The 21,835-nt window shown below is 70.4% G+C and carries 21 protein-coding genes; 20 read left to right on the forward strand and 1 reads right to left on the reverse strand.

Features of this window, described 5'->3' with window-relative positions:
* The first annotated feature begins 42 nt into the window (after positions 1–42).
* The 7 genes from aroC (at position 43) to nusB (ending at position 6,162) form a co-directional block, all read left to right on the forward strand.
* The gene (gene aroC, locus OHO83_RS35695) at positions 43–1,227 is read left to right on the forward strand and encodes a chorismate synthase (protein WP_266668379.1); all 1,185 of its coding nucleotides are present in this window, start codon (positions 43–45) and stop codon (positions 1,225–1,227) included.
* 29 nt (positions 1,228–1,256) lie between these two features.
* Positions 1,257–1,739, forward strand: a complete 483-nt coding sequence (locus OHO83_RS35700) for a shikimate kinase (protein ID WP_266676196.1) — start codon at positions 1,257–1,259, stop codon at positions 1,737–1,739.
* Complete coding sequence (aroB, locus tag OHO83_RS35705; protein ID WP_266668377.1) at positions 1,736–2,830, forward strand: 3-dehydroquinate synthase; 1,095 nt, start codon at positions 1,736–1,738, stop codon at positions 2,828–2,830. The genes OHO83_RS35700 and aroB overlap by 4 nt, the downstream gene beginning before the upstream one ends.
* 123 nt (positions 2,831–2,953) lie before the next feature.
* The gene (locus OHO83_RS35710; protein ID WP_329436082.1) at positions 2,954–3,898 is read left to right on the forward strand and encodes an AAA family ATPase; all 945 of its coding nucleotides are present in this window, start codon (positions 2,954–2,956) and stop codon (positions 3,896–3,898) included.
* A gap of 90 nt (positions 3,899–3,988) precedes the next feature.
* A complete protein-coding gene (locus tag OHO83_RS35715) occupies positions 3,989–5,107 on the forward strand; it encodes an aminopeptidase P family protein (protein ID WP_266668373.1) in 1,119 nt (372 codons plus the stop codon).
* A 51-nt stretch (positions 5,108–5,158) separates the two neighbouring features.
* A complete protein-coding gene (gene efp, locus OHO83_RS35720; protein WP_266566568.1) occupies positions 5,159–5,725 on the forward strand; it encodes an elongation factor P in 567 nt (188 codons plus the stop codon).
* Between the two features lie 2 nt (positions 5,726–5,727).
* Positions 5,728–6,162, forward strand: a complete 435-nt coding sequence (nusB, locus tag OHO83_RS35725) for a transcription antitermination factor NusB (RefSeq protein ID WP_266668371.1) — start codon at positions 5,728–5,730, stop codon at positions 6,160–6,162.
* Between the two features lie 245 nt (positions 6,163–6,407).
* On the opposite strand, the gene bldD is transcribed toward nusB, so the two are convergent.
* A complete protein-coding gene (gene bldD / locus OHO83_RS35730) occupies positions 6,408–6,908 on the reverse strand; it encodes a transcriptional regulator BldD (RefSeq protein WP_100597417.1) in 501 nt (166 codons plus the stop codon).
* A 243-nt stretch (positions 6,909–7,151) separates the two neighbouring features.
* On the opposite strand from bldD, the gene pyrR reads away from it, so the two are divergent.
* The 13 genes from pyrR to metK all read left to right on the forward strand — a co-directional run bounded on the left by pyrR (position 7,152) and on the right by metK (position 21,760).
* The gene (gene pyrR, locus OHO83_RS35735) at positions 7,152–7,727 is read left to right on the forward strand and encodes a bifunctional pyr operon transcriptional regulator/uracil phosphoribosyltransferase PyrR (protein WP_116503417.1); all 576 of its coding nucleotides are present in this window, start codon (positions 7,152–7,154) and stop codon (positions 7,725–7,727) included.
* A gap of 81 nt (positions 7,728–7,808) precedes the next feature.
* Positions 7,809–8,786: an aspartate carbamoyltransferase catalytic subunit gene (locus tag OHO83_RS35740; RefSeq protein ID WP_100597419.1), complete on the forward strand. Its 978-nt coding sequence runs from the start codon at positions 7,809–7,811 to the stop codon at positions 8,784–8,786.
* 5 nt (positions 8,787–8,791) lie between these two features.
* Positions 8,792–10,078 carry a dihydroorotase gene (locus OHO83_RS35745; protein ID WP_266668366.1) on the forward strand — a complete coding sequence of 429 codons (1,287 nt, stop codon included), beginning with the start codon at positions 8,792–8,794 and terminating at the stop codon, positions 10,076–10,078.
* On the forward strand, positions 10,075–10,704 hold the full coding sequence (locus OHO83_RS35750; RefSeq protein ID WP_266668364.1) for a PH-like domain-containing protein: 630 nt from the start codon (positions 10,075–10,077) through the stop codon (positions 10,702–10,704). Before OHO83_RS35745 ends, OHO83_RS35750 begins: the two co-directional genes overlap by 4 nt.
* On the forward strand, positions 10,701–11,843 hold the full coding sequence (gene carA, locus OHO83_RS35755; protein WP_266668362.1) for a glutamine-hydrolyzing carbamoyl-phosphate synthase small subunit: 1,143 nt from the start codon (positions 10,701–10,703) through the stop codon (positions 11,841–11,843). The genes OHO83_RS35750 and carA overlap by 4 nt, the downstream gene beginning before the upstream one ends.
* The gene (gene carB, locus OHO83_RS35760; RefSeq protein ID WP_330280290.1) at positions 11,836–15,144 is read left to right on the forward strand and encodes a carbamoyl-phosphate synthase large subunit; all 3,309 of its coding nucleotides are present in this window, start codon (positions 11,836–11,838) and stop codon (positions 15,142–15,144) included. Before carA ends, carB begins: the two co-directional genes overlap by 8 nt.
* A gap of 57 nt (positions 15,145–15,201) precedes the next feature.
* Complete coding sequence (locus tag OHO83_RS35765) at positions 15,202–16,311, forward strand: quinone-dependent dihydroorotate dehydrogenase (RefSeq protein WP_330280291.1); 1,110 nt, start codon at positions 15,202–15,204, stop codon at positions 16,309–16,311.
* Positions 16,308–17,153 (forward strand): orotidine-5'-phosphate decarboxylase, encoded by an 846-nt coding sequence (gene pyrF / locus OHO83_RS35770; RefSeq protein WP_266668356.1) that lies wholly within the window; start codon positions 16,308–16,310, stop codon positions 17,151–17,153. Before OHO83_RS35765 ends, pyrF begins: the two co-directional genes overlap by 4 nt.
* Positions 17,154–17,635: 482 nt before the next feature.
* Positions 17,636–17,959: an integration host factor gene (locus OHO83_RS35775; RefSeq protein ID WP_026246651.1), complete on the forward strand. Its 324-nt coding sequence runs from the start codon at positions 17,636–17,638 to the stop codon at positions 17,957–17,959.
* A 58-nt stretch (positions 17,960–18,017) separates the two neighbouring features.
* Positions 18,018–18,575 (forward strand): guanylate kinase, encoded by a 558-nt coding sequence (gene gmk / locus OHO83_RS35780; RefSeq protein WP_116503433.1) that lies wholly within the window; start codon positions 18,018–18,020, stop codon positions 18,573–18,575.
* 91 nt (positions 18,576–18,666) lie between these two features.
* Entirely contained in the window at positions 18,667–18,939 is a 273-nt protein-coding gene (gene rpoZ, locus OHO83_RS35785) for a DNA-directed RNA polymerase subunit omega (protein ID WP_005319902.1), read from the forward strand.
* 112 nt (positions 18,940–19,051) lie between these two features.
* Positions 19,052–20,302 carry a bifunctional phosphopantothenoylcysteine decarboxylase/phosphopantothenate--cysteine ligase CoaBC gene (gene coaBC, locus OHO83_RS35790; RefSeq protein WP_266668353.1) on the forward strand — a complete coding sequence of 417 codons (1,251 nt, stop codon included), beginning with the start codon at positions 19,052–19,054 and terminating at the stop codon, positions 20,300–20,302.
* 249 nt (positions 20,303–20,551) lie between these two features.
* Entirely contained in the window at positions 20,552–21,760 is a 1,209-nt protein-coding gene (metK, locus tag OHO83_RS35795) for a methionine adenosyltransferase (RefSeq protein WP_266668352.1), read from the forward strand.
* Positions 21,761–21,835: the final 75 nt, after the last annotated feature.

Consider the following 21,835-nt stretch of genomic DNA (forward strand, 5'->3'; position numbering starts at 1 on the left):
GCCGCGCCATCGCAGTTCGAGGCGCGAGCAAGAGGAGCACCGTTGAGCAGGTTGCGCTGGCTGACCGCGGGGGAGTCCCACGGACCCGCACTTGTCGCGACGCTGGAGGGACTTCCCGCCGGCGTGCCGATCACCACGGAGATGGTGGCGGACCACCTGGCCCGGCGGCGGCTCGGCTATGGACGCGGCGCGCGGATGAAGTTCGAGCGCGACGAGGTGACCTTCCTCGGCGGCGTGCGCCACGGACTCACCATGGGCTCGCCGGTCGCGGTCATGGTGGGCAACACCGAGTGGCCCAAGTGGGAGCAGGTCATGTCGGCTGACCCGGTCGACCCCGAGATCCTCGCCGATCTGGCGCGCAACGCGCCGCTGACCCGGCCCCGCCCCGGTCACGCCGACCTCGCCGGTATGCAGAAGTACGGCTTCGACGAGGCCCGCCCGATCCTGGAGCGCGCCTCCGCCCGTGAGACGGCGGCCCGCGTCGCGCTCGGCGCCGTCGCCCGCTCCTACCTCAAGGAGACGGCCGGCATCGAGATCGTCAGCCACGTCACCGAGCTGGCGAGCGCCAAGGCGCCCTACGGCGTCTACCCGACCCCGGCCGACGTCGACAAGCTCGACGCCGACCCGGTGCGCTGCCTGGACGCGGACGCGTCGAAGGCGATGGTCGCGGAGATCGACCAGGCCCACAAGGACGGTGACACCCTCGGCGGCGTCGTCGAGGTCCTCGCCTACGGCGTGCCGGTGGGCCTCGGCTCGCACGTGCACTGGGACCGGCGTCTCGACGCCCGGCTCGCGGGGGCCCTCATGGGTATCCAGGCCATCAAGGGTGTCGAGGTCGGCGACGGTTTCGAGCTCGCGCGCGTGCCCGGCTCCAAGGCGCACGACGAGATCGTGAGCACGGACGAGGGCATCAAGCGCACGTCGGGCCGCTCCGGCGGCACCGAGGGCGGCCTCACTACCGGTGAACTGCTGCGCGTGCGCGCCGCGATGAAGCCCATCGCGACTGTTCCGCGCGCGCTCGCCACCATCGACGTGGCGACCGGCGAGGCCACCAAGGCTCACCACCAGCGCTCCGATGTGTGCGCGGTCCCGGCCGCCGGCATCGTCGCCGAGGCCATGGTCGCGCTCGTGCTCGCCGACGCCGTCGCGGAGAAGTTCGGCGGCGACAGCGTCCCCGAGACCCGGCGCAACGTGCGGTCGTACCTCGACAACCTCCAGATCCGGTGACCGGCCCGCTGGTCGTACTCGTCGGCCCCATGGGCGTCGGCAAGTCCACGGTGGGGGAGCTGCTCGCCGAGTGGCTGGGCTCCCCCTACCGGGACACCGACGCCGACATCGTGGCCGCCCAGGGCCGCCCCATCGCGGACATCTTCGTGGACGAGGGCGAGCCCCGCTTCCGCGAACTCGAACGGCAGGCCGTGCGCGAAGCCATCGCCGAGCACCCGGGTGTGCTCGCGCTCGGCGGCGGAGCGATCCTCGACGAGTCGACGCGCGCGCTGCTGGCTCCGCTCCCTGTCGTCTATCTGTCGATGGACGTCGAGGAGGCGGTCAAGCGGACCGGCCTCAACACGGCCCGTCCGCTGCTCGCCGTCAATCCGCGCCGCCAGTGGCGCGAGCTGATGGAGGCCCGCCGCCACCTGTACACCGAAGTCGCCCGCGTCGTCGTACCCACCGACGACCGCACCCCCGAAGAGGTCGCCGACGCGGTCCTCGACGCCCTGGAGTTGAAGAAGGCATGACCGAGCAGCAGGTGACCCGGATCCAGGTCGGCGGCACGGCGGGCACCGACCCGTACGAGGTCCTCGTCGGACGTCAGCTCCTCGGCGAACTCGGCGGTCTGATCGGCGAGTCCGCCCAGCGCGTCGCGATCATCCACCCCGAGGCGCTCGCCGAGACCGGTGAGGCGCTGCGCGGTGACCTCGCCGACCAGGGCTTCGAAGTCGTCGCCATCCAGGTGCCCAACGCGGAGGAGGCCAAGACCGCCGAGGTCGCCGCCTACTGCTGGAAGGCGCTCGGCCAGTCCGGCTTCACCCGCACCGACGTCATCGTCGGCGTGGGCGGCGGCGCCACCACGGACCTCGCCGGGTTCGTGGCCGCGACCTGGCTGCGCGGGGTGCGCTGGATCGCCGTGCCGACCACCGTGCTCGGCATGGTGGACGCGGCCGTCGGCGGCAAGACCGGGATCAACACCGCCGAGGGCAAGAACCTCGTGGGGTCCTTCCACCCGCCGGCCGGCGTGCTCTGCGACCTCGCGGCCCTCGACTCGCTGCCGGTCAACGACTTCGTGTCCGGCCTCGCGGAGATCATCAAGGCCGGCTTCATCGCCGACCCGGCGATCCTCGACCTGATCGAGTCCGACCCCGAGGCGGCACGCTCCCCGCAGGGCCCGCACACCGCCGAGCTCATCGAGCGCTCCATCAAGGTCAAGGCCGAGGTCGTCTCCGGTGATCTCAAGGAGTCGGGCCTGCGCGAGATCCTCAACTACGGGCACACCCTCGCGCACGCCATCGAGAAGAACGAGCGCTACAAGTGGCGGCACGGCGCCGCCGTCTCCGTCGGCATGCACTTCGCCGCCGAACTGGGCCGTCTCGCCGGACGCCTGGACGACGCGACCGCCGACCGGCACCGCACCGTCCTCGAGTCGGTCGGGCTGCCCCTGAGCTACCGCTACGACCAGTGGCCCAAGCTCCTGGAGAACATGAAGGTCGACAAGAAGTCCCGCGGCAACCTGCTGCGGTTCATCGTCCTCGACGGCCTCGCCAAGCCGACGGTCCTCGAGGGCCCCGACCCGGCCGTGCTCCTCGCGGCGTACGGCGAAGTGGCCGAATAGCTCCCGCCTTCGGGCACTTCGCGACCTCCCCGGCCGTTCACACAACGGCGGCCGGGGAAGGTACCGTTCGGTAGCGCCTTGTTCGCCGGCGCCAGTTGCCTGTACGAGACGGAGTCGCACCGGATGCAGCACGCAGTGGGTTCGCCGCTGCCGCCGCCCCCTCATTCGGGGCACGGACCGGCCGCCGGCTGGTCCCAGGCCGCGCACCACCCGGGCCCCGGACCAGCGGGTCCGCCACCGCCTGCCCCGGGCTTCGCGGGCCCGCCCGGCCCCTCGGGCCCGGTCCCGCAGGCACCCGCGCCGCACGCTCCGGCGCCCGCCCCGCACCAACCCGCCCCGCATCCCCAGGCCCCGCACAGTCCGCCGCCGCAGGGCCAGCACCCGCATCCGGGCGGCCCTCAGCACGCCCCGCCCCCCTCGCGGGACACCACGGGCCATGTGCAGCTCCCGCCCGGCGGCCCCGTCGCCATGCCGAGCCCGCCGCCCGCGGCCGGCACCGCCGACGCCACCGCCACGACGCTCGCCGTCCTGCTCATCGGCCCGGCCGGCGCGGGCAAGACGAGCGTCGCCAAGTTCTGGGCGGACCAGCGCCGTGTCCCCACGGCCCACATCAGCCTCGACGACGTGCGCGAGTGGGTGCGCTCCGGCTTCGCCGACCCGCAGTCGGGGTGGAACGACCACTCCGAGGCCCAGTACCGCCTCGCCCGCCGCACCTGCGGCTTCGCCGCGCGCAACTTCCTGGCCAACGGCATCTCGTGCGTCCTCGACGACGCCGTCTTCCCGGACCGTCCGGTCGTGGGTCTCGGCGGCTGGAAGCGGCACGTGGGCCCCGGCCTGCTGCCCGTGGTGCTGCTCCCCGGCCTGGAGATCGTCCTCGAGCGCAACGCGGAGCGCAGCGGGAACCGCCGCCTCACGGACGAGGAGGTCGCCCGCATCCACGGCCGCATGGCCGGCTGGTACGGCTCGGGCCTGCCCATCATCGACAACTCCCAGATGGACGTCCCCACCACGGCCCGTGTCCTGGACGACGTACTCGCCCGCTCGATCGCGAGCCCGCCCCAGTGGTAGCGGGCCCCCGGCCCGCCGTACAGGCCTCCGCGCCGCTCGTCCGGACGCGCTGACCGGGCCGCGTTCCGCCACCGCTCGTACGCTCGGTTCATGTCAGAGGTGTACGCGGCCCGTAGGGACCGGTTGAGGGAGCGCGCTGCGGCGGGCGGCAATGCGGCCGTCCTCGTCTCGCGCCCCGCCAACGTTCGCTATCTCGCGGGCGCGGCGCCCCACGGCGCCGTACTCCTGCTGGGGAAGGGGCCCGAAGCCGAGGACGACGTCCTGATGTGCCGGCAGCCGCCCAGCGAGCAGCCCGCCGAGGGACGGCCCGACGAGTCGCTGCGCGTCCAGGTGCTTGATGCGCCCGGCGGGGACACCGCCGTCGCGGCCGCCGACGTCGCGCTCTCCCTGGGGGTGGACTCGCTGGCCGTGGAGGAACACCATCTGACCGTGGCCAGGCACCGTGCGCTCGGTTCCGTGGCGCCCCGGCTGCGCCTCGCCGACCTGGGCGGCGCCGTGGAGCAGCTGCGGCTCGTCAAGGACGAGGACGAGATCTCCTTCCTGCGCATCGCCGCCGAGATCGCCGACCAGGCCCTCGGTGAACTGCTCGAATCGATCCTCGTCGGTCGCACCGAACGTCATCTCGCCCTGGAGCTGGAGCGCCGCCTGGTCGACCACGGCGCCGACGGCCCCGCGTTCCCGACCTCGGTCGGCACCGGGCCGAACTCGGGCCGTGGCGCCCACCGCCCCACCGATCGCCGCGTCGAAGAGGGCGACTTCCTCTCGGTCTGCCTCGGCGCCGCCTACCGCGGATACCGCTGCGAGATCGGCCGTACGTTCGTCATCGGTACCTCGCCCGCGGACTGGCAGATCGACCTGTACGACCTGGTCTTCGCAGCCCAGAGGGCCGGCCGGGAGAGCCTCGCACCCGGCGCCGAGTGCCGTGAGGTGGACCGCGCGGCGCGCCATGTACTGGACTCCGCGGGGTACGCGGACGGCCTCTCACAGCTCACCGGACACGGTGTCGGACTCGAAATCGACGAGGAGCCGCAGTTGGCCCCCGCGGCCATGGGTAAACTGGACCTTTGTGTGCCGGTCACCGTCGAACCGGGGGTCCACCTCCCGGGCCGGGGCGGTGTCCGGATCGATGACACGCTCGTCGTGCGCCCCGAGGCGGACGGCGGACCCGAGCTACTCACCATTACGACCAAGGAGCTGCTCGCGCTGTAACGGCGCGCGCCCCCGGGGTCGTCCATCGTCAGTCCAGGAGATTCCGCAACCGTGGCTTCCACGAACGACCTCAAGAACGGCCTGGTGCTCAAGCTCGACGGGGGCCAGCTCTGGTCCGTCGTCGAGTTCCAGCACGTCAAGCCCGGCAAGGGCCCTGCCTTTGTGCGCACCAAGCTCAAGAACGTGCTCTCCGGGAAGGTCGTCGACAAGACCTTCAACGCCGGCGTCAAGGTCGAGACGGCCACGATCGACAAGCGCGACATGCAGTTCTCGTACATGGACGGCGAGTACTTCGTCTTCATGGACATGCAGACGTACGACCAGCTCATGGTCGACCGCAAGTCCGTCGGTGACGCCGCCAACTTCCTGATCGAGGGCTTCACCGCCTCCGTCGCGCAGCACGAGGGCGAGGTGCTCTTCGTCGAGCTGCCGGCCGCCGTCGAGCTCGTCGTCCAGGAGACCGAGCCCGGTGTCCAGGGCGACCGCTCCACCGGTGGCACCAAGCCCGCCACGCTGGAGACCGGCCACCAGATCCAGGTGCCGCTCTTCATCACGACCGGCGAGAAGATCAAGGTCGACACCCGCACGAGCGACTACCTCGGCCGGGTGAACAGCTAACCGTGGCTGCTCGCAACACGGCCCGCAAGCGCGCCTTCCAGATCCTTTTCGAGGCAGACCAGCGCGGAGTCGACGTCCAGACGGTCCTCGCGGACTGGATCCGGCTCTCCCGGTCCGACACCCGGCAGCCGCCGGTCAGCGAGTACACGATGGAGCTGGTCGAGGGATACGCGCGCAAGACCGCGCGTATCGACGAGCTCATCGCGCAGTACGCCGTCGGGTGGACCCTGGACAGGATGCCGGTCGTCGACCGCAACATCCTGCGCCTGGGCGCCTACGAGCTCGTCTGGGTCGACGACACCCCGGACGCCGTGGTGCTCGACGAGGCCGTGCAGCTCGCCAAGGAGTTCTCCACGGACGACTCCCCGGCCTTCGTCAACGGGCTTCTGGGCCGCTTCAAGGACCTGAAGCCGACGCTGCGCCGCGACGAGGCATAGCAGGCAGGCAGACAGCGACAGTCATCAGGCCCGGGGCGGAACACTCTTCAGTGTTCCGCCCCGGGCCTGATGCTTTTCCGGGGCTCCGGGGCTCCGGGGCTCCGGAGCCCCGGGACTGCCGGCGGGCACGGGGCGGCTGCGGGACGCAGGGCGGCAGGGCGGCAGGGCACAAGAACGCCGGAGGGGCGGGCCGCGAAAAAGCGGGCCCGCCCCTCTGGCGTGACGTTTCTGCCGACTTCTGTCTGTCAGAGGTCGTCGTGTGCGACAGCGCGACGCGCGTCGGCGTCCAGGACGCCCCAGCTGATGAGCTGCTCGGTGAGGACCGAGGGCGACTGGTCGTAGATGACGGCGAGGGTGCGCAGGTCGTCCTGGCGGATCGACAGCACCTTGCCGTTGTAGTCACCGCGCTGGGACTGGATCGTCGCCGCGTAGCGCTGCAGGGGGCCCGCCTTCTCCGGCGGGACGTGGGCCAGGCGCTCGAGGTCGAGAACGAGCTTCGGCGGGGGCTCGGCCGCACCGCCCGGCGTGGTGCCCGGCAGGAGCTCCTGCACCGGCACCCCGTAGAAATCCGCCAGCTCGGCAAGGCGCTGCACGGTCACGGCACGGTCGCCGCGCTCGTACGAACCGACCACGACCGCCTTCCAGCGTCCCTGGGACTTCTCCTCGACGCCGTGGAGGGAAAGGCCCTGCTGGGTGCGGATGGCGCGGAGCTTGGCCCCGAGCTGTTTGGCGTATTCGCTGGACATATAGCTCCCGGACGCTGTATCAACGTGCGGCTCCGCCGCGTGGCTGGTAACTCACTGTGAGGTTACGCAGCGTTACTTGGCTGCGTCAAGCCGAGTGGTCCGTTACCGACCATCCCTCGGAACGGCGTGTCCCGCACCTCCAGGGGGGTGATTCGTGGCGTTGCGGGCCTGGTAGCGTTGACGGCGCAAATCCGACGTCCTTTAAGGTCCGTCCCGTGAGGCGGAGAAGGGGGTCCGTTTTTTATGGACATCAGCAGCTCCGATGAGGCACGCCCCGTACTCGAGGGCCCCGACATCGCGCGGGTACTGACCCGCATCGCTCACGAGATCGTCGAGCGCGCCAAGGGCGCCGAAGACGTCGTGCTCCTGGGCATTCCCACCCGCGGCGTCTTCCTGGCCCGCCGGCTCGCGGACAAGCTCGAAGAGATCACCGGACAGAAGATCCCGGTCGGCTCCCTCGACATCACCATGTACCGCGACGACCTGCGCATGCACCCGCCGCGTGCGCTGGCCCGCACGGAGATCCCCGCCGACGGCATCGACGGCCGCCTCGTCGTCCTCGTCGACGACGTGCTCTTCTCAGGCCGCACCATCCGCGCCGCACTCGACGCCCTGAACGACATCGGGCGCCCCCGCGCCGTGCAGCTCGCGGTCCTCGTCGACCGCGGCCACCGCGAACTCCCCATTCGAGCCGACTACGTCGGCAAGAACCTCCCCACGTCGCTGCGGGAGACGGTCAAGGTCCAGCTCGCCGAGGAGGACGGACGCGACTCCGTGCTGCTCGGCGCCAAGCGGACCGCTCCGGCCGGCGAGCAGTAGCCACCCTCAGCCCGACCCTGAGGGTGCCGCCGCGCGCCCGTATGCCCGAATACTCCTGAACTTTCCTACGGAGCCTCCCCGATGATGCGACACCTCATCTCGGCCGCCGACCTCACCCGCGACGACGCCGTCCTCATCCTCGACACCGCCGAGGAGATGGCCCGGGTCGCCGACCGGCCGATCAAGAAGCTGCCCGCCCTGCGCGGCCGCACGATCTGCAACCTCTTCTTCGAGGACTCGACCCGCACCCGGATCTCCTTCGAGGCCGCCGAGAAGCGCCTCTCCGCGGACGTCATCAACTTCGCCGCCAAGGGATCCAGCGTCTCCAAGGGCGAGTCCCTCAAGGACACCGCCCAGACCCTGGAGGCGATGGGCGTCGACGCCGTCGTCATCCGGCACGGCGCCTCCGGCGCGCCCTACCGCCTCGCCACCTCGGGCTGGATCGACGCCCCGGTCATCAACGCGGGCGACGGCACCCACCAGCACCCCACGCAGGCGCTCCTCGACGCGTTCACCATGCGCCGCCGCCTCGTCGGCCGCGACGCCGGACTCGGCAAGGACCTCGAGGGCAAGCGCATCACGCTCGTCGGGGACGTCCTGCACAGCCGAGTCGCCCGCTCGAACGTCGACCTGCTGCACACCCTCGGCGCCGAGGTCACCCTCGTCGCCCCGCCCACCCTCGTCCCGGTCGGCGTCGAGACCTGGCCCTGCGAGGTCTCGTACGACCTCGACAGCACCCTGCCGAAGTCCGACGCCGTCATGATGCTGCGCGTCCAGCGCGAGCGGATGAACGCCGCCTTCTTCCCGACCGAGCGCGAGTACTCGCGGCGCTACGGCCTGGACGGCGACCGCATGGCGAAGATGCCCGAGCACGCCATCGTGATGCACCCGGGCCCGATGGTCCGCGGCATGGAGATCACCGCCGAGGTCGCCGACTCCGACCGCTGCACGGTCATCGAGCAGGTCGCCAACGGCGTCTCCATCCGCATGGCCGTCCTGTACCTGCTTCTGGGCGGCAACGAGCCCGCCGTCACCCACACCCGTACCGAGGAGAAGTAAGAACCATGAGCAAGATCCTTATCCGTGGTGCGAAGGTGCTCGGCGGCGAGCAGCAGGACGTCCTGATCGACGGCTCCGTCATCGAGGCGGTCGGCACCGGCCTGTCCGCCGAGGGCGCCGAGGTCGTCGAGGCCGGCGGCAAGGTCCTCCTGCCGGGCCTCGTCGACCTCCACACCCACCTGCGCGAGCCGGGCCGCGAGGACTCCGAGACCGTCCTGACCGGCACCCGGGCCGCCGCCTCCGGTGGCTTCACCGCCGTGTTCGCGATGGCCAACACCTTCCCGGTCGCCGACACCGCCGGCGTCGTCGAGCAGGTCTACCGGCTCGGCCAGGAGTCCGGCTACTGCGACGTGCAGCCCATCGGCGCCGTCACCGTCGGCCTGGAGGGCAAGAAGCTCGCCGAGCTCGGCGCCATGCACGAGTCCGCCGCCGGCGTCACCGTCTTCTCCGACGACGGCAAGTGCGTCGACGACGCGGTGATCATGCGCCGCGCCCTGGAGTACGTGAAGGCCTTCGGCGGCGTCGTCGCCCAGCACGCCCAGGAGCCCCGCCTCACCGAGGGCGCCCAGATGAACGAGGGCATCGTGTCGGCCGAGCTCGGCCTCGGCGGCTGGCCCGCCGTCGCCGAGGAGTCGATCATCGCCCGCGATGTGCTGCTCGCCGAGCACGTCGGCTCCCGCGTGCACATCTGCCACCTGTCCACGGCCGGCAGCGTCGAGATCGTGCGCTGGGCCAAGTCCCGCGGCATCGACGTGACCGCCGAGGTCACCCCGCACCACCTGCTCCTCACCGACGAGATGGTGCGTACGTACAACCCCGTCTACAAGGTCAACCCGCCGCTGCGCACCGAGCGCGACGTCATGGCCCTGCGCGAGGCGCTCGCCGACGGCACGATCGACATCGTCGCCACCGACCACGCGCCGCACCCGCACGAGGACAAGGACTGCGAGTGGGCCGCGGCCGCCATGGGCATGGTCGGGCTCGAGACCGCCCTGTCCGTCGTGCAGCAGACGATGGTCGAGACCGGGCTGCTCGACTGGGCCGGCGTGGCCGACCGCATGTCCGTCAAGCCCGCGCAGATCGGCCGGGCCGACGGACACGGACGGCCCGTCTCGGCAGGTGAGCCCGCGAACCTCGTCCTGGTCGACGCCGATTACCGTGGAGCCGTGGACCCCGCCGGCTTCGCCTCGCGCAGCCGCAACACGCCCTACGAGGGGCGTGAGCTGCCCGGGCGCGTCACGCACACGTGGCTGCGGGGCAAGGCCACGCTCGTCGACGGGAAGCTCGCGTGACACGACTGACGCAACCACTGGCAGTGCTCGCCGCCGAACAGAAGTCGGCGGACGTGACGGACTGGCCCGACCGGATCGGCTGGATCGTCGGACTGCTCCTCTTCATCGCGCTCGTCTACTGGCTGATGCGCCAGGGGTGGAAGTGGCGCGGCACCCTCCAGGGCGACCTGCCGCCGCTCCTCGCCGCGCCGTCCGCGCCGGGTCCGACCAGACTTGAGCTGAGCGGCCGGTACCACGGCTCCACGACCGCGGGGCAGTGGCTCGACCGCATCGTGGCGCACGGCCTCGGCACCCGCAGCCGCGTCGAGCTCACGCTCACGGACGCGGGTCTGGACGTCGTACGCCCCGGAGCCACGGACTTCTTCATCCCCGTCGCACAGCTGCGCGAGGCCCGGCTCGACAAGGGCATCGCCGGCAAGGTCCTCACGGAGGGCGGTCTCCTGATCGTCACCTGGGGGCACGGGGACAAGCTGATCGACTCCGGCTTCCGCTCCGACCACGCGGCGGAGCAGGCCGAGTGGGTCGAGACCCTCAACAACATGATCGACACGAACAGCACAAGCAGTACCGACACCACAAGCAGCATGAACAGCACGACCATCACGACGGAAGGCACCGCACGATGACGACCTCCACCCGGGGAGCCGCCAACGCTCCCGCCGTACTCGTCCTGGAGGACGGCCGCATCTTCCGCGGCCGCGCCTACGGGGCCGTGGGGGAGACCTTCGGCGAGGCGGTGTTCAACACCGGCATGACCGGTTACCAGGAGACGCTGACCGACCCGTCGTACCACCGCCAGGTCGTCGTGATGACCGCCCCCCACGTCGGCAACACCGGCGTGAACGACGAGGACCCCGAGTCGAAGCAGATCTGGGTCGCGGGCTACGTCGTGCGGGACCCCGCGCGCGTGCCCTCCAACTGGCGCTCGCGGCGCTCCCTCGACGAGGAGCTGCGCAAGCAGGGTGTAGTCGGCATCAGCGGCATCGACACCCGCGCCCTCACCCGCCACCTGCGCGAGCGCGGCGCCATGCGCGTCGGCATCTTCTCCGGCAACGCGCTGCCCGACGCCGGCACGATGCTCGCCGAGGTGCGCCAGGCGCCCGAGATGAAGGGCGCGAACCTCGCCGCCGAGGTCGCCACCAAGGAGACGTACGTCGTCCCCGCGATCGGTGAGAAGCGCTTCACCGTCGCCGCCGTCGACCTCGGCATCAAGGGCATGACCCCGCACCGGATGGCCGAGCGCGGCATCGAGGTGCACGTGCTGCCCGCGACGGCCACGGCCGAGGACATCTACGCCGTCCAGCCCGACGGCGTGTTCTTCTCCAACGGCCCGGGCGACCCGGCCACCGCCGACGGCCCCGTCGCGGTCATGCGGGAGGTCCTCTCCCGGAAGACCCCGCTGTTCGGCATCTGCTTCGGCAACCAGATCCTCGGCCGCGCCCTCGGCTTCGGCACCTACAAGCTGAAGTACGGCCACCGCGGCATCAACCAGCCGGTGCAGGACCGCACGACCGGCAAGGTCGAGGTCACCGCGCACAACCACGGATTCGCCGTCGACGCCCCGCTCGACAAGGTCTCCGACACCCCCTTCGGCCGTGCCGAGGTCTCCCACGTCTGCCTGAACGACCAGGTCGTCGAGGGGCTCCACCTCCTCGACCAGCCGGCATTCAGCGTCCAGTACCACCCCGAGGCAGCGGCGGGCCCGCACGACGCGGCCTACCTGTTCGACCGCTTCGTAGAGCTCATGGAGGGCCAGCGTGCCTAAGCGCACCGATATCCAGTCCGTCCTGGTCATCGGTTCCGGACCGATCGTCATCGGCCAGGCCGCCGAGTTCGACTACTCGGGCACCCAGGCCTGCCGCATCCTGCGCGCCGAGGGCCTGCGGGTCATCCTCGTGAACTCCAACCCGGCGACGATCATGACCGACCCGGAGATCGCCGACGCCACGTACGTCGAGCCGATCACCCCCGAGTTCGTCGAGAAGATCATCGCCAAGGAGCGCCCCGACGCGCTCCTGCCCACCCTCGGTGGCCAGACCGCGCTCAACACCGCGATCTCCATGCACGAGAACGGCGTCCTCGAGAAGTACGGCGTCGAGCTCATCGGCGCCAACGTCGAGGCCATCAACAAGGGCGAGGACCGCGACCTCTTCAAGGGCGTCGTCGAGGCCGTCAAGGCCAAGATCGGCCACGGCGAGTCCGCCCGCTCGGTCATCTGCCACACCATGGACGACGTCATCCAGGGCGTCGACACGCTCGGCGGCTACCCCGTCGTCGTCCGCCCCTCCTTCACGATGGGCGGCGCGGGCTCCGGCTTCGCGCACGACGAGGAGGAGCTGCGCCGCATCGCCGGCCAGGGCCTGACCCTGTCTCCCACCACCGAGGTGCTCCTGGAGGAGTCCATCCTCGGCTGGAAGGAGTACGAGCTCGAGCTGATGCGCGACAAGAACGACAACGTCGTGGTCGTCTGCTCCATCGAGAACTTCGACCCGATGGGCGTCCACACGGGTGACTCCATCACCGTGGCCCCGGCGATGACGCTCACCGACCGCGAGTACCAGCGCCTGCGCGACATCGGCATCGCGATCATCCGCGAGGTCGGCGTCGACACCGGCGGCTGCAACATCCAGTTCGCGATCGACCCGGCGGACGGCCGGATCATCGTCATCGAGATGAACCCGCGCGTCTCCCGTTCCTCGGCGCTCGCGTCGAAGGCCACCGGCTTCCCGATCGCCAAGATCGCCGCCAAGCTGGCCGTCGGCTACACGCTCGACGAGATCCCGAACGACATCACCGAGAAGACGCCGGCCTCCTTCGAGCCGACGCTCGACTACGTGGTCGTCAAGGCCCCGCGATTCGCCTTCGAGAAGTTCCCGTCCGCCGACTCCACCCTCACCACCACCATGAAGTCGGTGGGCGAGGCCATGGCGATCGGCCGCAACTTCACCGAGGCCCTCCAGAAGGCGCTGCGCTCCCTGGAGAAGAAGGGCAGCCAGTTCACCTTCGTCGGTGAGCCCGGCGACAAGGCCGAGCTCCTGGCCGAGGCCGTCCGCCCGACCGACGGCCGCATCAACACCGTCATGCAGGCCATCCGCGCCGGCGCCACCCAGGAAGAGGTCTTCGAGTACACGAAGATCGACCCCTGGTTCGTCGACCAGCTCTTCCTCATCAAGGAGCTCGCCGACGAGCTGGCCGCCGCCGAGCGCCTCGACGTCGACCTGATCGCCGAGGCGAAGCGGCACGGCTTCTCCGACGCCCAGATCGCCGAGATCCGCGGTCTGCGCGAGGACGTCGTCCGCGAGGTCCGGCACGCGCTCGGCGTCCGCCCGGTCTACAAGACGGTCGACACCTGCGCCGCCGAGTTCGCCGCGAAGACCCCGTACTTCTACTCCTCGTACGACGAGGAGACCGAGGTCGCGCCGCGCACCAAGCCCGCAGTGATCATCCTGGGCTCCGGCCCGAACCGCATCGGCCAGGGCATCGAGTTCGACTACTCCTGCGTCCACGCCTCCTTCGCCCTGAGCGACGCCGGCTACGAGACCGTGATGGTCAACTGCAACCCGGAGACCGTGTCCACGGACTACGACACCTCCGACCGTCTGTACTTCGAGCCGCTGACGCTCGAGGACGTCCTGGAGATCGTCCACGCGGAGTCCCTCGCGGGCCCGATCGCGGGCGTCGTCGTCCAGCTCGGCGGCCAGACCCCGCTGGGCCTGTCGCAGGCGCTCAAGGACAACGGCGTACCGGTCGTGGGCACCCCGCCCGAGGCCATCCACGCCGCCGAGGACCGCGGCGCCTTCGGCCGCGTCCTCGCCGAGGCCGGACTGCCCGCGCCCAAGCACGGCACGGCGACCACCTTCTCCGAGGCCAAGGCCATCGCCGACGAGATCGGGTACCCGGTCCTCGTCCGCCCGTCGTACGTCCTCGGCGGCCGCGGCATGGAGATCGTGTACGACGAGACCCGCCTCGCCTCGTACATCGAGGAGTCCACGGAGATCTCCCCGTCCCGCCCTGTCCTCGTCGACCGCTTCCTCGACGACGCGATCGAGATCGACGTGGACGCGCTCTACGACGGTCACGAGCTCTACCTCGGCGGCGTCATGGAGCACATCGAGGAGGCCGGTATCCACTCCGGCGACTCGGCGTGCGCCCTGCCCCCGATCACGCTGGGCGGCTTCGACATCAAGCGCCTGCGCGCCTCGACCGAGGCCATCGCCAAGGGCGTCGGCGTCCGCGGCCTGATCAACATCCAGTTCGCCATGGCCGGCGACATCCTGTACGTCCTCGAGGCGAACCCGCGTGCCTCGCGCACCGTCCCCTTCACCTCGAAGGCGACCGCGGTGCCGCTCGCCAAGGCCGCCGCGCGCATCTCGCTCGGCGCGACCGTGGCCGAGCTGCGCGCGGAGGGCCTGCTCCCGAAGACCGGCGACGGCGGCACGCTGCCGCTGGACGCGCCGATCTCCGTCAAGGAGGCCGTGATGCCGTGGAGCCGCTTCCGCGACATCCAGGGCCGCGGCGTGGACACCGTCCTCGGCCCGGAGATGCGCTCCACCGGCGAGGTCATGGGCATCGACTCGGTCTTCGGCACGGCGTACGCCAAGTCGCAGGCCGGCGCGTACGGCCCGCTGCCGACGAAGGGACGCGCGTTCATCTCGGTCGCCAACCGGGACAAGCGCACGATGATCTTCCCGGCTCGCGAGCTCGTCGCGCACGGCTTCGAGCTGCTCGCCACGTCCGGCACCGCCGAGGTGCTGCGCCGCAACGGCATCAACGCCACGGTCGTGCGCAAGCTCAGCGAGGGCGAGGGCCCGAACGGCGAGAAGACGATCGTCCAGCTCATCCACGACGGCCAGGTCGACCTCATCGTCAACACCCCGTACGGCACGGGCGGCCGCCTCGACGGCTACGAGATCCGTACGGCGGCGGTGGCGCGCAGCGTCCCGTGCCTGACCACGGTGCAGGCCCTCGCGGCCGCCGTACAGGGCATCGACGCCCTCAACCACGGTGACGTGGGCGTCCGTTCACTCCAGGAACACGCGGAACACCTGACCGCGGCCCGCGACTAGCAGCCCACTGAGGGGGACATCGGAAACGGTGTCCCCCTCCGTGTGAGGACACCCACGATGTACAAACTCTTCTTCAACCTCGTCTTCAAGCGCATGGACCCGGAGAAGGCCCACTACCTGGCCTTCCGCTGGATCCGTCTCGCGGCCCGCGTCCCCGTGCTCCGCACGTTCGTCGCGGCCGTCCTCGCGCCCCGCCACAAGGAACTGCGCACGGAGGCCCTCGGCCTGCGCATGCACGGCCCCTTCGGGCTCGCCGCCGGCTTCGACAAGAACGCCGTCGCGATCGACGGCATGACGATGCTCGGCTTCGACCACATCGAGATCGGCACCGTCACGGGCGAGCCGCAGCCCGGCAACCCCAAGAAGCGCCTGTTCCGCCTCGTGCCGGACCGCGCGCTGATCAACCGCATGGGCTTCAACAACGAGGGCTCCGCGGCCGTGGCGGAGCGCCTGGCGGCCCGCAAGCCCGCTTTCAGGGCCACCGTCGGCGTGAACATCGGCAAGACCAAGGTCGTCCCCGAGGAGGAGGCGGCCGGCGACTACGTGAAGTCGACCGAGCGGCTCGCCGCCCACGCCGACTACCTCGTCGTGAACGTCTCCTCGCCGAACACGCCCGGCCTGCGCAACCTCCAGGCCACCGGGGCGCTGCGCCCGCTCCTGACCGCCGTGCGCGAGGCCGCCGACCGCACCGTCACCTCGCGCCGCGTCCCCCTCCTGGTGAAGATCGCCCCCGATCTGGCCGACGAGGACGTCGACGCCGTCGCCGACCTGGCGGTGGAGCTCGGCCTCGACGGGATCATCGCCACGAACACCACCATCGCGCGCGACGGCCTCGGCCTGACCTCCGACCCGTCCCTCGTGAAGGAGACCGGCGGCCTGTCCGGCGCGCCCCTCAAGGCACGCTCCCTGGCCGTCCTCAGGCGCCTCTACGCGCGCGTGGGCGACCGGATCACCCTGGTGGGCGTCGGCGGCATCGAGAACGCCGAGGACGCCTGGCAGCGCATCCTCGCCGGTGCCACCCTCGTCCAGGGCTACAGCGCCTTCATCTACGAGGGCCCGTTTTATGCTCGCGACCTCCACAAGGGCCTCGCCGCCCGCCTGAACACCTCGCCGTACGCCACCCTCGCCGACGCCGTCGGCGCCGACGTGAAGAAGGCCCACGCATGACGGTTCTCGAACCCTTCGGCGCCCGCCTGCGCCGAGCCATGGACGAGCGTGGCCCCCTCTGCGTCGGCATCGACCCGCACGCGGCGCTGCTGTCGGCGTGGGGCCTGAACGACGACATCGACGGCCTGGAGCGCTTCACGCGGATCTCGGTCGAGGCGCTCGCCGACACCGTCGCCGTCGTCAAGCCGCAGTCGGCGTTCTTCGAGCGCTTCGGCTCGCGCGGCGTCGCCGTCCTGGAGCGCGCCGTCGCGGACCTGCGCGCCGCCGGCACGCTCGTCGTCATGGACGCCAAGCGCGGCGACATCGGCTCCACCATGGCCGCGTACGCGGAGACCTTCCTGCACAAGGACTCCCCGCTCTTCTCGGACGCCCTGACCGTCTCGCCGTACCTCGGCTACGGGTCCCTGAAGCCTGCCGTCGACCTGGCCCGCGAGTCCGGCGCCGGGCTCTTCGTCCTCGCGCTCACCTCGAACCCGGAGGGCGGCGAGGTCCAGCACGCCGTACGCGCCGACGGCCGCAACGTAGGCGCGACGATGCTCGCCCACCTCGCCGAGGAGAACGCGGGCGAGACGCCCATGGGCTCGTTCGGCGCCGTCGTCGGGGCGACGCTCGGGGACCTGTCCTCGTACGACCTGGACATCAATGGTCCGCTCCTCGCCCCGGGTATCGGCGCCCAGGGCGCGACCCCGGCGGATCTGCCCGGTGTCTTCGGCGCGGCCGCGCGCAACGTCGTCCCGAACGTCAGCCGCGCCGTTCTGAAGGCCGGCCCCTCGGTCGCCGCCCTGCGCGAGGCGTCGGTCCGTTTCGCCGACGAGGTCCGTGCGGCGGTCGTCGCGGCCTGACCCGGTCCGAACGCCCGAAGGCCCCCGCACACGCGTGCGGGGGCCTTCGGCATGCACGTGAGGTATCCGGAATGCGGGCATCAGGTCACGGATTCGCAGCTGTTCTCGGTGCTGAGAGGCGCTGTCGCGGTGCTGCCGAGGTGCGAAAACGGACTTCGCGGGGGCCCTTGAGGGCCTCCTTGACCATTCCGTGATGTTTCAGTGGGGCCCCGGGGAAGGGCTCGCATCCGGATCCGGGCAGAAATCCGGGGTCATATGTCTGTAATGTCTGGCTCGACGGAGGCTGACCAGGACTTTTCGTCTGTTCTCGCTGACTCAGGCGGTCCTGGCCGCTAGTCTCCGTCGAGTGGGGGCACCTCCCGCACTCTCAAGGCAGTGGGGGAGGAACGGGCGAGCGCTTTGCTCGTTGCTCCCCAGGTGAGGGGCGACTAGGTTCCTCACCGGTCCGTATCCGACAGTTCGACATCCGAGGTGACGTAGGCGTGGCTCTTCCGCCCCTTACCCCTGAACAGCGCGCAGCCGCGCTCGAAAAGGCCGCCGCGGCTCGCCGGGAGCGGGCCGAGGTCAAGAATCGACTCAAGCACTCCGGCGCCTCCTTGCACGAGGTCATCAAGCAGGGTCAGGAGAACGACGTCATCGGCAAGATGAAGGTCTCCGCCCTCCTTGAGTCCCTCCCGGGCGTGGGCAAGGTCCGCGCCAAGCAGATCATGGAGCGGCTCGGAATCTCCGAGAGCCGCCGCGTGCGCGGACTCGGTTCCAACCAGATCGCGTCGCTGGAGCGCGAGTTCGGCAGCACCGGCGCCTAGTCCTCCGTGCCCGGACCGACTGGTCCGGGCATGCGGGGATAGCTGGAATAATCGCTGCATGAGTGAACGTCCGCGGCTGACCGTGCTCTCCGGCCCCTCCGGGGTCGGCAAGAGCACGGTCGTCGCTCATATGCGCAAGGAACACCCCGAGGTCTGGCTGTCGGTTTCGGCCACCACCCGCAAGCCGCGCCCCGGCGAGAAGCACGGTGTCCACTACTTCTTCGTCACCGACGAGGAAATGGACAAGCTGATCGCCAACGGCGAGCTGCTGGAATGGGCCGAGTTCGCGGGCAACCGGTACGGGACCCCCCGCCGGGCCGTCCTGGACCGTCTCGAGTCGGGCGAACCCGTCCTCCTCGAGATCGATCTCCAGGGCGCCAGGCTCGTCCGCGAGTCGATGCCGGAGGCCCAGCTGGTCTTCCTCGCCCCGCCGAGCTGGGAGGAGCTGGTCCGCCGGCTCACCGGCCGGGGGACCGAGGCCCCCGAGGTGATCGAGCGCAGACTCGCGGCCGCCAAGATCGAGCTCGCCGCCGAGGCTGAGTTCGACACGACCCTGGTCAACACCTCCGTCGAGGACGTGGCCCGCGAGCTGCTAGCCTTGATGAGAGTTGTTTGATCTTCGATCTATTTGTGATCTCGAATTCCGCCGGAGCAGTCCCGCGTTTTCCTGATCACATGTGATCTTCAATCCCATCGGAAGGCAGAGAGTGTCCTCTTCCATTACCGCGCCCGAGGGCATCATCAACCCGCCGATTGATGAGCTGCTCGAGGCGACCGACTCGAAGTACAGCCTCGTGATCTACGCCGCCAAGCGCGCGCGCCAGATCAACGCGTACTACTCGCAGCTCGGTGAGGGCCTGCTCGAGTACGTCGGCCCGCTGGTGGACACCCACGTCCACGAGAAGCCGCTCTCGATCGCGCTCCGCGAGATCAACGCGGGGCTGCTGACGTCGGAGGCCATCGAGGGCCCGGCTCAGTAATCAATCAGTTTTTCTTCACCACAGGCCCGGCAGTGCGACTGCCGGGCCTGTGGTGTGTCATGGAGTCGTACGTTCCCGAGTACGGGAATCCGAGTGCGGGGAGGCACGGACGGTGGACAAGCCCAAGGTCGTTCTGGGGGTCAGCGGAGGAATCGCCGCCTACAAGGCGTGCGAGCTCCTGCGCCGGCTGACCGAGTCGGGACATGACGTACGCGTCGTGCCGACGGAGTCCGCCCTGCACTTCGTGGGCGAAGCGACCTGGTCGGCGCTGTCCGGCAACCCGGTGTCGACCGAGGTGTGGGAGTCCGTCCACGAGGTTCCGCACGTCCGCATCGGGCAGCACGCCGACCTCGTGATCGTCGCGCCCGCCACCGCCGACATGCTCGCCAAGGCCGCGCACGGCCTGGCCGACGACCTCCTCACGAACACGCTCCTGACCGCCCGCTGTCCGGTCGTCTTCGCCCCCGCCATGCACACGGAGATGTGGGAGCACCCGGCGACGCGGGAGAACGTGGCCACGCTCCGTCGACGCGGCGCCCTCGTCATCGACCCCGCCGTCGGCCGCCTCACCGGCGTCGACACGGGCAAGGGCCGGTTCCCCGACCCCGTGGAGATCTTCGAATTCGTACGCCGGGTCCTCGCGCGCGGTGATCAGGCGACCGTCCAGGACCTCGCCGGACGTCACGTCGTCATCAGCGCCGGCGGCACCCGCGAGCCCCTCGACCCGGTCCGCTTCCTCGGCAACCGCTCCTCGGGCAAGCAGGGGTACGCCCTCGCGCGCACGGCGGTCGCCCGCGGTGCCCGCGTCACCCTCCTCGCCGCGAACGCGGCGCTGCCCGACCCGCCCGGCGTCGACGTCGTCCACGTCGGGACGGCCGTACAGCTGCGCGAGGCCGCCCTCGAGGCGGCACCGGAGGCGGACGTGGTGGTCATGGCGGCCGCGGTGGCCGACTTCCGCCCCGAGACGTACGCCACAGGAAAGATCAAGAAGAAGGACGGGCAGGAGCCGGAGCCCATCGTCCTGGTCCGCAATCCGGACATCCTCGCCGAGCTCTCGGCGGACCGGCCGCGCCCCGGGCAGATCGTCGTCGGATTCGCCGCCGAAACGGACGACGTCCTCGCCAACGGCCGCAAAAAACTGGCCCGCAAGGGCTGTGACCTGCTCGTCGTCAACGAGGTGGGGGAGCGCAAGACCTTCGGCTCCGAGGAGAACGAGGCCGTCCTGCTCGGCGCGGACGGCAGCGAGACCCCGGTCCCGTACGGTCCGAAGGAAGTGCTCTCCGACACGATCTGGGACGAGGTCGTCCGGCTGCTGCCCATCGGCGACGCGCGGGCCCAGGAGCGGATCTATGACGGCGAGTGAACGCCACTTTCGCTCCAGCGGAGGCACCGAACCGCAATAGACCATTACAATTCGGACACCTTCGCCTCTTCCTAAGAGCGATCGTCGTACCGCAGAATGCAGTGCCGCTGGTCACAGCGCTCCCAAGTAGCGAGACGCGTGGTCCGACGGCCGAGAGTGACCGATAAACTGGTCGCGGACGACGCCGGGCGCAGCCCCCGGCCGTCCGCAAATGATCAGCCAGCAGCCGCTGCAACCACAGGGAGCGTTGTGTCCCGTCGCCTGTTCACCTCGGAGTCCGTGACCGAGGGTCACCCCGACAAGATCGCTGACCAGATCAGCGACACCATTCTCGACGCGCTTCTGCGGGAGGACCCGACCTCCCGGGTCGCCGTGGAGACGCTCATCACCACGGGCCTCGTGCACGTCGCCGGTGAGGTCACGACCAAGGCGTACGCGCCGATCGCGCAGCTCGTGCGCGAGAAGATCCTCGAGATCGGTTACGACTCCTCGAAGAAGGGCTTCGACGGCGCCTCCTGCGGCGTGTCGGTGTCCATCGGCTCGCAGTCCCCCGACATCGCCCAGGGCGTCGACACGGCGTACGAGTCGCGTGTCGAGGGTGACGAGGACGAGCTCGACAAGCAGGGCGCGGGCGACCAGGGCCTGATGTTCGGCTACGCGTGCGACGAGACGCCCGAGCTGATGCCGCTCCCGATCCACCTCGCGCACCGTCTGTCGCGCCGCCTGTCCGAGGTCCGCAAGAACGGGACGATCCCGTACCTGCGCCCCGACGGCAAGACCCAGGTCACCATCGAGTACGACGGCGACAAGGCCGTCCGCCTCGACACGGTCGTGGTCTCCTCCCAGCACGCGTCGGACATCGACCTCGAGTCGCTGCTCGCCCCCGACATCCGCGAGTTCGTCGTGGAGCACGTCCTGGGCCAGCTCATCGAGGACGGCATCAAGCTGGACACCGACGGCTACCGCCTTCTGGTGAACCCGACCGGCCGCTTCGAGATCGGCGGCCCGATGGGTGACGCCGGCCTGACCGGCCGCAAGATCATCATTGACACGTACGGCGGTATGGCCCGCCACGGCGGCGGCGCCTTCTCCGGCAAGGACCCGTCCAAGGTCGACCGCTCGGCCGCCTACGCGATGCGCTGGGTCGCCAAGAACGTCGTCGCGGCCGGCCTCGCCACCCGCTGTGAGGTCCAGGTCGCGTACGCGATCGGCAAGGCCGAGCCCGTGGGCCTGTTCGTCGAGACGTTCGGCACGGCCGCGGTGGACACGGAGAAGATCGAGCACGCGATCAGCGAGGTCTTCGACCTCCGCCCCGCCGCGATCATCCGCGACCTCGACCTGCTCCGCCCGATCTACGCGCAGACCGCCGCGTACGGCCACTTCGGCCGCGACCTCCCCGACTTCACGTGGGAGCGCACGGACCGCGTGGACGCGCTGCGCAAGGCTGCCGGCCTGTAGCGGATACGTCGGCTCGACCGGGGCCCGTCCCTCCCTTTCGGGAGGGACGGGCCCCGGTGTCGTTCTCGGGCGCGG

It is taken from the genome of Streptomyces sp. NBC_00569 (assembly GCF_036345255.1).
Lineage (GTDB): Bacteria > Actinomycetota > Actinomycetes > Streptomycetales > Streptomycetaceae > Streptomyces.

Bases quoted from the DNA above. Each gene is read 5' to 3' on its own strand.
- OHO83_RS35700 (WP_266676196.1), top strand. From the start codon at position 1,257: ATGGGCGTCGGCAAGTCCACGGTGGGGGAGCTGCTCGCCGAGTGGCTG.
- aroB (WP_266668377.1), top strand. From the start codon at position 1,736: ATGACCGAGCAGCAGGTGACCCGGATCCAGGTCGGCGGCACGGCGGGC.
- OHO83_RS35710 (WP_329436082.1), top strand. From the start codon at position 2,954: ATGCAGCACGCAGTGGGTTCGCCGCTGCCGCCGCCCCCTCATTCGGGG.
- OHO83_RS35715 (WP_266668373.1), top strand. From the start codon at position 3,989: ATGTCAGAGGTGTACGCGGCCCGTAGGGACCGGTTGAGGGAGCGCGCT.
- bldD (WP_100597417.1), bottom strand. From the start codon at position 6,908: ATGTCCAGCGAATACGCCAAACAGCTCGGGGCCAAGCTCCGCGCCATC.
- pyrR (WP_116503417.1), top strand. From the start codon at position 7,152: ATGGACATCAGCAGCTCCGATGAGGCACGCCCCGTACTCGAGGGCCCC.
- OHO83_RS35740 (WP_100597419.1), top strand. From the start codon at position 7,809: ATGATGCGACACCTCATCTCGGCCGCCGACCTCACCCGCGACGACGCC.
- OHO83_RS35745 (WP_266668366.1), top strand. From the start codon at position 8,792: ATGAGCAAGATCCTTATCCGTGGTGCGAAGGTGCTCGGCGGCGAGCAG.
- carA (WP_266668362.1), top strand. From the start codon at position 10,701: ATGACGACCTCCACCCGGGGAGCCGCCAACGCTCCCGCCGTACTCGTC.
- OHO83_RS35765 (WP_330280291.1), top strand. From the start codon at position 15,202: ATGTACAAACTCTTCTTCAACCTCGTCTTCAAGCGCATGGACCCGGAG.
- pyrF (WP_266668356.1), top strand. From the start codon at position 16,308: ATGACGGTTCTCGAACCCTTCGGCGCCCGCCTGCGCCGAGCCATGGAC.
- gmk (WP_116503433.1), top strand. From the start codon at position 18,018: ATGAGTGAACGTCCGCGGCTGACCGTGCTCTCCGGCCCCTCCGGGGTC.